Source organism: Hydrogenophaga sp. (assembly GCF_030158645.1).
Lineage (GTDB): Bacteria > Pseudomonadota > Gammaproteobacteria > Burkholderiales > Burkholderiaceae_C > Hydrogenophaga.
Genome location: NZ_JAOASO010000144.1, coordinates 105,077 through 112,064, shown reverse-complemented (window position 1 = coordinate 112,064; position 6,988 = coordinate 105,077). Strand labels below are relative to the sequence as shown.

The 6,988-nt window shown below is 66.5% G+C and carries 7 protein-coding genes; 2 read left to right on the top strand and 5 right to left on the bottom strand.

All coding sequences use genetic code 11. From position 1 onward, the window contains the following. Positions 1 to 280: 3-methyl-2-oxobutanoate hydroxymethyltransferase (locus Q1W68_RS15585; protein ID WP_300717062.1), on the bottom strand; the 280-nt coding region annotated here is incomplete at its 3' end. 72 nt (positions 281 to 352) lie between these two features. Here Q1W68_RS15585 and nadC point away from each other — a divergent pair. Further along, the gene (gene nadC, locus Q1W68_RS15580) at positions 353 to 1,216 is read left to right on the top strand and encodes a carboxylating nicotinate-nucleotide diphosphorylase (protein WP_300717061.1); all 864 of its coding nucleotides are present in this window, start codon (positions 353 to 355) and stop codon (positions 1,214 to 1,216) included. 20 nt (positions 1,217 to 1,236) lie between these two features. Beyond that, a complete protein-coding gene (nadA, locus tag Q1W68_RS15575) occupies positions 1,237 to 2,343 on the top strand; it encodes a quinolinate synthase NadA (protein WP_300717060.1) in 1,107 nt (368 codons plus the stop codon). A gap of 131 nt (positions 2,344 to 2,474) precedes the next feature. On the opposite strand, the gene nadB is transcribed toward nadA, so the two are convergent. From nadB to Q1W68_RS15555, 4 genes are all read right to left on the bottom strand, one after another. Then, entirely contained in the window at positions 2,475 to 4,082 is a 1,608-nt protein-coding gene (nadB, locus tag Q1W68_RS15570) for an L-aspartate oxidase (RefSeq protein WP_300717059.1), read from the bottom strand. A gap of 12 nt (positions 4,083 to 4,094) precedes the next feature. Continuing rightward, entirely contained in the window at positions 4,095 to 4,946 is an 852-nt protein-coding gene (locus Q1W68_RS15565) for a ScpA family protein (RefSeq protein WP_300717058.1), read from the bottom strand. A 25-nt stretch (positions 4,947 to 4,971) separates the two neighbouring features. Continuing rightward, the gene (locus Q1W68_RS15560; protein ID WP_300653811.1) at positions 4,972 to 5,184 is read right to left on the bottom strand and encodes a DUF3460 family protein; all 213 of its coding nucleotides are present in this window, start codon (positions 5,182 to 5,184) and stop codon (positions 4,972 to 4,974) included. A 71-nt stretch (positions 5,185 to 5,255) separates the two neighbouring features. Continuing rightward, a complete protein-coding gene (locus Q1W68_RS15555; protein ID WP_300660407.1) occupies positions 5,256 to 6,899 on the bottom strand; it encodes a SulP family inorganic anion transporter in 1,644 nt (547 codons plus the stop codon). Positions 6,900 to 6,988 lie beyond the last annotated feature (89 nt).

The window sequence follows — 6,988 nt, the reverse complement described above, 5'->3', positions numbered from 1 at the left end:
CGTGGTAGGCCATGGTCTCCAGCGTCACGCCGGCGGTGCTGGCCAGGCCCTGGCAGACCATGCCCAGCGAGTCGCCCACCAGGATGCACTCGACGCCGGCGGCGTCGGCCACGGCAGCGAAGGTGGCGTCGTAGGCGGTGAGCATGGTGATCTTCTCGCCGCGTTCGCGCATTTCAGCCAGGCGCGGCAGGCTCACCGGCTTGCGCTGGGGCAGGGGTGAAGCCGTGGGCAGCGTGCCGTAAGGGGTGGCCATGGGCGCAGAGGGGGTGGGGGTGCTCATTCGTGGGTCCCGCGTGTTTCAGGGGTGGGTGAGAATGCGGGACTATAGACCATCCCGGTATGCTTGCGGCCCATGAAACACCTCTCCGATTTCACCCTGGATGACCTGCGCGAACTGGCCTTGCACGACGTGTCGCGGGCCCTTGCGGAAGACGTGGGCGCTGGCGACCTGACGGCTGCGCTCGTCGACCCCGCGCGACCGGCACGGGCACGCATTCTGGCCCGCGAGGCAGCGGTGATCTGCGGCACGCCGTGGGTTGAGGCGGCGGTGCTCGCCACCGATCCGCAGGCCCGACTGACCTGGCATGTGAGCGAGGGCCAGCGCTGTGCGGCCGACCAAACCGTGCTCACCATCGAAGGCCGTGCACAGCCGCTGCTCACCGCAGAGCGCACCGCGCTCAACTTCCTGCAGTTGCTGTCTGCCGTGGCCACCAAGACCGCGGTGTTCGTGGACGCGGTGGCCGGCACGCGCGCGCAGATCGTGGACACGCGCAAGACCTTGCCGGGGCTGCGGCTGGCGCAAAAGTACGCGGTGAAGACCGGCGGCGGCGTGAACCACCGCATCGGTCTGTACGACGCGGTGCTCATCAAGGAGAACCACATCGCTGCGGCGGGGGGCGTCGCACAGGTGTTGCAGCGCGTGCGCGAGACGGCGCCTCAGGCGCGGTTTGTCGAGATCGAGGTGGAAACCCTGGCCCAGCTCGACGAGGCGCTGGCCTGTGGCGCCACCATGGTCTTGCTGGACAACATGGACATCCCCACCTTGCAGGAAGCGGTGAAGCGCAACGCGGGCCGTGCGGTGCTGGAGATCTCGGGGGGTGTGAACCTGCAGACCGTGCGAGCGCTGGCCGAGACCGGCGTGGACCGCATCTCCATCGGAGCCCTCACCAAAGACGTGAAGGCGATCGACTTTTCCATGCGATTCGAGGCGCTCTGAAGCCTCCCGAAAGACCCACCATGAACACCGAAGCCAACGTCATCGATGTCGAATACGAGCAACCCGCCTGCCCGACGCAGCACGCCTGGGCGCGAGTGCCGGTGGAGCCTGGGCCGAAACAACGCGCGGAGTTGAAGGACAAGATCCGCCGCCTGCTCAAAGAGCGCAACGCGGTGATGGTCTCGCACTACTACGTGCACCCGGATCTGCAGGACCTCGCCATCGAAACCGGCGGCATCGTGAGCGACTCGCTGGAGATGGCGCGCTTCGGCCGCGACCACGCGGCGCAGACCCTCATCGTCTCGGGCGTGCGCTTCATGGGTGAGACGGCCAAGATCCTGAGCCCCGAAAAGACCGTGCTCATGCCCGACCTCGATGCGAACTGCTCGCTCGACCTGGGTTGTCCCATCGACGAGTTCAGCGCCTTCTGCGACGCGCACCCGGACCGCACGGTGGTGGTCTACGCCAACACCAGCGCGGCGGTGAAGGCGCGTTCGGACTGGCTGGTCACGTCCAGCTGCGCGCTCGACATCGTGAGCGCCCTGAAGGAAAAGGGCCACAAGATTTTGTGGGCGCCCGACAAGCACCTGGGCGGCTACATCCAGCGCGAGACCGGTGCCGACATGGTGATGTGGGGCGGCGCCTGCATCGTGCACGACGAGTTCAAGGCCTTCGAGCTGCAGGCGCTGAAAAAAGAGCATCCCCAAGCCAAGGTGCTGGTGCACCCGGAAAGCCCGGCCGACGTGATCGCGCTGGCCGACGCCGTGGGTTCCACCTCGGCCATCCTGCGCGCGGCGCGCGAGATGGACGCGCCCGAGTTCATCGTGGCCACCGACAACGGCATGATGCACATGCTGCGCCAGCAGAACCCGGGCAAGGTGTTCATCGAAGCGCCCACCGCCGGCAACAGCGCCACCTGCAAGAGCTGCGCGCACTGCCCGTGGATGGCAATGAACGGGCTGGCTGGTGTGGCCCAGGTTCTGGAAAAAGGACTCAATGAAATCCACGTCGACCCGGCATTGATTCCCCGGGCGCGCTTGCCCATCGACCGCATGCTGGCGTTCACCGGCGCGCAGCGCAGCGGTCAGAACCCCGGCGCGCTGGTGCCCAATATCGGCGCGGCTTGATGATTCCGCTCGGGCTGAGATCACATCCCGTTCGGGCTGAGCTCGTATTCCGTTCGGGCTGAGCTTGTCGAAGGCCCGGCCCAAATGCTGGTGAGCCCTTCGACAAGCTCAGGGCGAACGGGGTGGTTGGTTCAGCGCGCTGGAGGCACGAGAATGGTTGGCTTGGCCACCGGCAGCATGTCCGGGTAATCGCGGCTGAAGTGCAGGCCGCGGCTTTCGCGCCGCAGCATGGCCGACATCACGATCAGGTCGGCCACCTGCACCAGGTTGCGCAGTTCCAGCAGGTCGCGCGTGACGTGGAACTGCGAATAGAACTCCTGGATCTCGCCCTGCAGCAGCGAGATGCGGTGCGCTGCACGCTCCAGGCGTTTGTTGGTGCGCACGATGCCCACGTAGTCCCACATGAAGCGGCGCAGTTCATCCCAGTTGTGCGAGATCACCACCTGCTCGTCGGCGTCGGTCACGCGGCTGTCGTCCCACAGCGGCATGGCGGGCGTGTCGACCACGGGCACCGAGCGGATCGCATTCACCGCGCCTTGCGCGAACACCATGCACTCCACCAGCGAGTTGCTGGCCAGCCGGTTGGCGCCATGCAGACCGGTGCAGGTCGTCTCACCCACCGCATAGAGGCCGGCGATGTCGGTGCGGCCGCCCAGGTCGGTCACCAGGCCGCCGCAGGTGTAGTGCGCTGCCGGCACCACGGGAATCGGCTCTTTCGTGATGTCGATGCCCAGTTCGGCGCAGCGCGCCAGGATGTTCGGAAAGTGCTCTTGCAGAAATTCGGGGGGTTGGTGCGAGATGTCGAGGTACACGCAGTCCAGGCCGTGCTTCTTCATTTCGAAGTCGATCGCGCGCGCCACCACGTCGCGCGGCGCCAGTTCGGCGCGCGGGTCGTGGTCGGGCATGAAGCGGTGGCTGCCCAAGTGCGGCGGAAGTTTGAGCAGACCGCCTTCGCCGCGCACGGCCTCGGTGATCAGGAAGCTCTTGGCGTGCGGGTGGTAGAGGCAGGTCGGGTGGAACTGGATGAATTCCATGTTGCCCACCTGGCAACCGGCGCGCCAGCCCGCGGCGATGCCGTCGCCGGTGGCGGTGTCGGGGTTGGTGGTGTAGAGGTAGACCTTGCCCGCGCCGCCCGTGGCCAGCACGGTGTGGGCGGCGCTGAAGGTCACGACCTCGTCGCGCACGGTATCCAGCACGTAAGCGCCGAAGCAGCGCTCGGCCACCTGGCGGGCCGGGTCGTGGCTCGGCAGTTTGCGGTCGGTGATCAGGTCGACCAGCATGTGGTGCTCGAAGACCTGGATGGCGGGCGTGTTGCGCACGCGCTCGATCAGCGTGGCCTGCACCGCCGCGCCGGTGGCGTCGGCGGCGTGCACGATGCGCCGGTGGCTGTGGCCGCCTTCTCGCGTGAGGTGCAGTTCGCCGTGCTCCAGCGAGAAGGGCACACCCAGCTCCTGCAGCCAGGCGATGGCCGCTGGCGCGTTCTCCACCGTGAACTGCGTGGCCTCCAGGTCGCACAGGCCAGCGCCGGCCACCAGGGTGTCGTCCACGTGCGAGGCCAGGCTGTCGCCCTCGGCCAGCACCGCTGCAATGCCGCCTTGCGCCCAGTTGCTGGAGCCGTCGAGCAGGGCTCGCTTGGTGATCACCGCCACACGGTGCGTGGTGGACAGGTGCAGCGCAGCGGTCAGCCCGGCCAGGCCGCTGCCGATGATGAGGACGTCGAAGCGGTGAAGGTCGGTCATGTGTGGAAAAAACTAGCTTGGCGTGTAGGCCAGGCGAACATAAATAGGGGCAAAAGCTTCGGCCTGGGTCAGTTCGATGAGCGTCTCTTTGGCCAGCTCCAGCATGGCGATGAAGGTGACCACCAGCACGGGCGAGCCTTTTTCGGGATCGAAGAGTTCACCGAATTCGACAAACTTGCGACCCTGCAGGCGGCGCAGCACGATGCTCATGTGTTCGCGCACCGAGAGCTCTTCGCGGCTGATCTTGTGATGTTGCACGAGTCTGGCGCGCTTGAGGATGTCGCGCCACGCGCTCTGCAGGTCGATGGCACTCACGTCGGGAAAGCGCGGCGCCAGCGCCTGCTCCACGTACACCTGGGCGCGCAGGAAATCGCGGCCGTACTGCGGCGCTTCGGTCAGGCGCTGGGCGGCGAGTTTCATCTGCTCGTATTCGAGCAGGCGGCGCACCAGCTCGGCGCGCGGGTCTTCGGCTTCTTCGCCCTCGGCCGTCTTCTTGGGCGGCAGCAACATGCGCGACTTGATCTCGATCAGCATGGCCGCCATCAGCAGGTACTCGGCCGCCAGCTCCAGGTTGCTGTTGCGGATCTCGTCGACGTACGTGAGGTACTGGCGGGTCACCGCCGCCATCGGTATGTCGAGGATGTTGAAGTTCTGCTTGCGGATCAAATACAGCAGCAGGTCCAGCGGGCCTTCAAAGGCTTCCAGAAAGATCTGCAGCGCGTCCGGCGGGATGTACAGGTCCCTCGGCATGGCGAACAGGGGTTCGCCGTACAAGCGCGCCAGCGCCACGTGGTCCACCACGGTGGGCAGCACCGCGTCGAGGCCCTGGGGTGCCTCGTCGAGTGTGTGGACCTCGTTGCCCATGTCGCTGTCGGTGATCGCCGCCGGATCAGCGGTGGTCCGAACCGGTCTGGTACACGTAGGACTGCTGGGGCACCCGGGCGGTTTCGGCTTCCGCCTGGAAATTGCGGTCGATGGCCTTGTCCCACAGGAGCGAGCGGCCCTGGCGCTGCGACTGCTCCAGGCCCGGCTTGTCGGCCTTGAGCTGCTCGATGAACAGCGTGGCGTCGGACTTGTAGTCGGGGCGGCGGAAGAAGGACATGGTGTTCGGAGCCTGGTGCGGAGGAAAGGAGCGAGTTTACCGGTCGGTGCCCGGGCCCGGGTGACCCGGGGTCACTCGCAGGTGTTCAGGCGTGCTGCGAAGCCGGAGCGTTCAATCAGCGAACGCGGCTGCGGGTGCAACCCCACCATGCCCAGATGCCCGCCGCGCTTGTGCACCGCCTTGTGCAGCTGCTCCAGCGCATCGAGCCCGGTGGTGTCCAGCGAAATCATCTGGCTGGCGTCCAGCATCACGTTGAGCGGCGCGGAGGAGCGCTCCACTTCGGCCACGATGGGGTCGATCTTGGCCACGGCGCCGAAGAACAGCGAGCCGTACAGCTTGTAGGTCGTTTGGTGCTCGGTGCGGGCCACCGACTCGGCGCGGAAGATCTCGCTCTGGCGGCGCACGAACAGCACCACCGCAAGCACCAGGCCGAGCTCGACCGCCACCGTGAGGTCAAACACGATGGTGACGAAGAAGGTGGACAGCATCATCAACCGGTAGTGGTTGCTGAAGTGTTTGAGTCGCGCGAATTCGCGCCATTCGCCCATGTTCCAGGCCACGAACAGCAGCACGCCGGCCAGCACCGACAAGGGGATGTGGTACGCCAGCGGGGCGGCGAGCAAGACCACGGCGGCCAGCGTGAGGGCGTGCACCATGCCCGCCACCGGCGAGGCCGCGCCCGAGCGGATGTTGGTCACCGTGCGCGCGATGGTGCCGGTGGCCGGCATGCCGCCGAAGAAAGGCACGACCGCGTTGGCGATGCCCTGCGCCATGAGCTCCTGGTTGGGGTCGTGTTTGGGCGCGTCGCCCAGCTGGTCGGCCACGCGTGCGCACAGCAGCGATTCGATGGCGCCCAGCAGCGCGATGGTGAGCGTGGGTGTGACCAGCAGGCGCACGGTTTCCCACGAAAAATCGGGCAGCTCGAACACCGGCAGGCCCTGCGGAATGCCGCCAAAGCGGGTGCCCACGGTTTCCACCGGCAGGCTGAGTGCCCAGGCCAGGAGCGAGAGCGTCACGAGTGCGATCACCGGACCGGGAATGCGCGACGTGGCCTTGAGCGCGCTCACCGTTTCGATCGCTTCAAGCTGGCGGCGAAACTGCGAATCCACCGCCCACAGGCGCGGCCACACCACCAGGCCGAGCACACACAGGCCGCCGAGTCCAAGCGCGAACGGGTTGAGGCTGTGGAGGTGGCTGGTGATGGCGCCGATCTGGCCGAAGAAGCTCGCCGGCATCTTGTCGATGTCCAGACCCAGCAGGTCGCGCACCTGCGAGAGCGCGATCAGCACCGCAATGCCGTTGGTGAACCCGATCACCACCGTGACCGGCACGTAGCGCACGAGGGTGCCGAGGCGAAACAATCCCAGCAGGAACAGCAGCACGCCCGCGCTGGCGGTGGAGATCAGCAGGTTGGCCACGCCGTAGCGTTCGACGATGCCGTAGACGATGACGATGAAGGCACCCGCCGGGCCGCCAATCTGCATCGAGGTGCCGCCCAGGGCCGAAATCAGGAAGCCCGCGATGATGGCCGTCCACAGACCCGCTTCAGGCTGCAGGCCGCTGGCAATTGCAAAGGCCATGGCCAGTGGCAGCGCCACGATGCCCACCGTGGCGCCAGCGCCCACATCGCGCACCAGTTTTTCCCGGTTGTAGCCCCGGATGTCCTGCAGCAACCGTGGACGGAACGGTGCGAGGGGTGGCAATCCTTGAAACATGGGACATGTTACCTTTGGCAACGGTTCGCGAAGCTGACAGCCAGGACCTCCAGCAGGGGGGGCTTACACTGGATTTTTCACCCTGAAGA

Excerpts from the sequence above, each read along its gene's own strand:
- Q1W68_RS15555 (WP_300660407.1), bottom strand. The coding sequence starts at position 6,899 with ATGTTTCAAGGATTGCCACCCCTCGCACCGTTCCGTCCACGGTTGCTG.
- nadA (WP_300717060.1), top strand. The coding sequence starts at position 1,237 with ATGAACACCGAAGCCAACGTCATCGATGTCGAATACGAGCAACCCGCC.
- nadC (WP_300717061.1), top strand. The coding sequence starts at position 353 with ATGAAACACCTCTCCGATTTCACCCTGGATGACCTGCGCGAACTGGCC.
- Q1W68_RS15565 (WP_300717058.1), bottom strand. The coding sequence starts at position 4,946 with ATGGGCAACGAGGTCCACACACTCGACGAGGCACCCCAGGGCCTCGAC.
- nadB (WP_300717059.1), bottom strand. The coding sequence starts at position 4,082 with ATGACCGACCTTCACCGCTTCGACGTCCTCATCATCGGCAGCGGCCTG.
- Q1W68_RS15560 (WP_300653811.1), bottom strand. The coding sequence starts at position 5,184 with ATGTCCTTCTTCCGCCGCCCCGACTACAAGTCCGACGCCACGCTGTTC.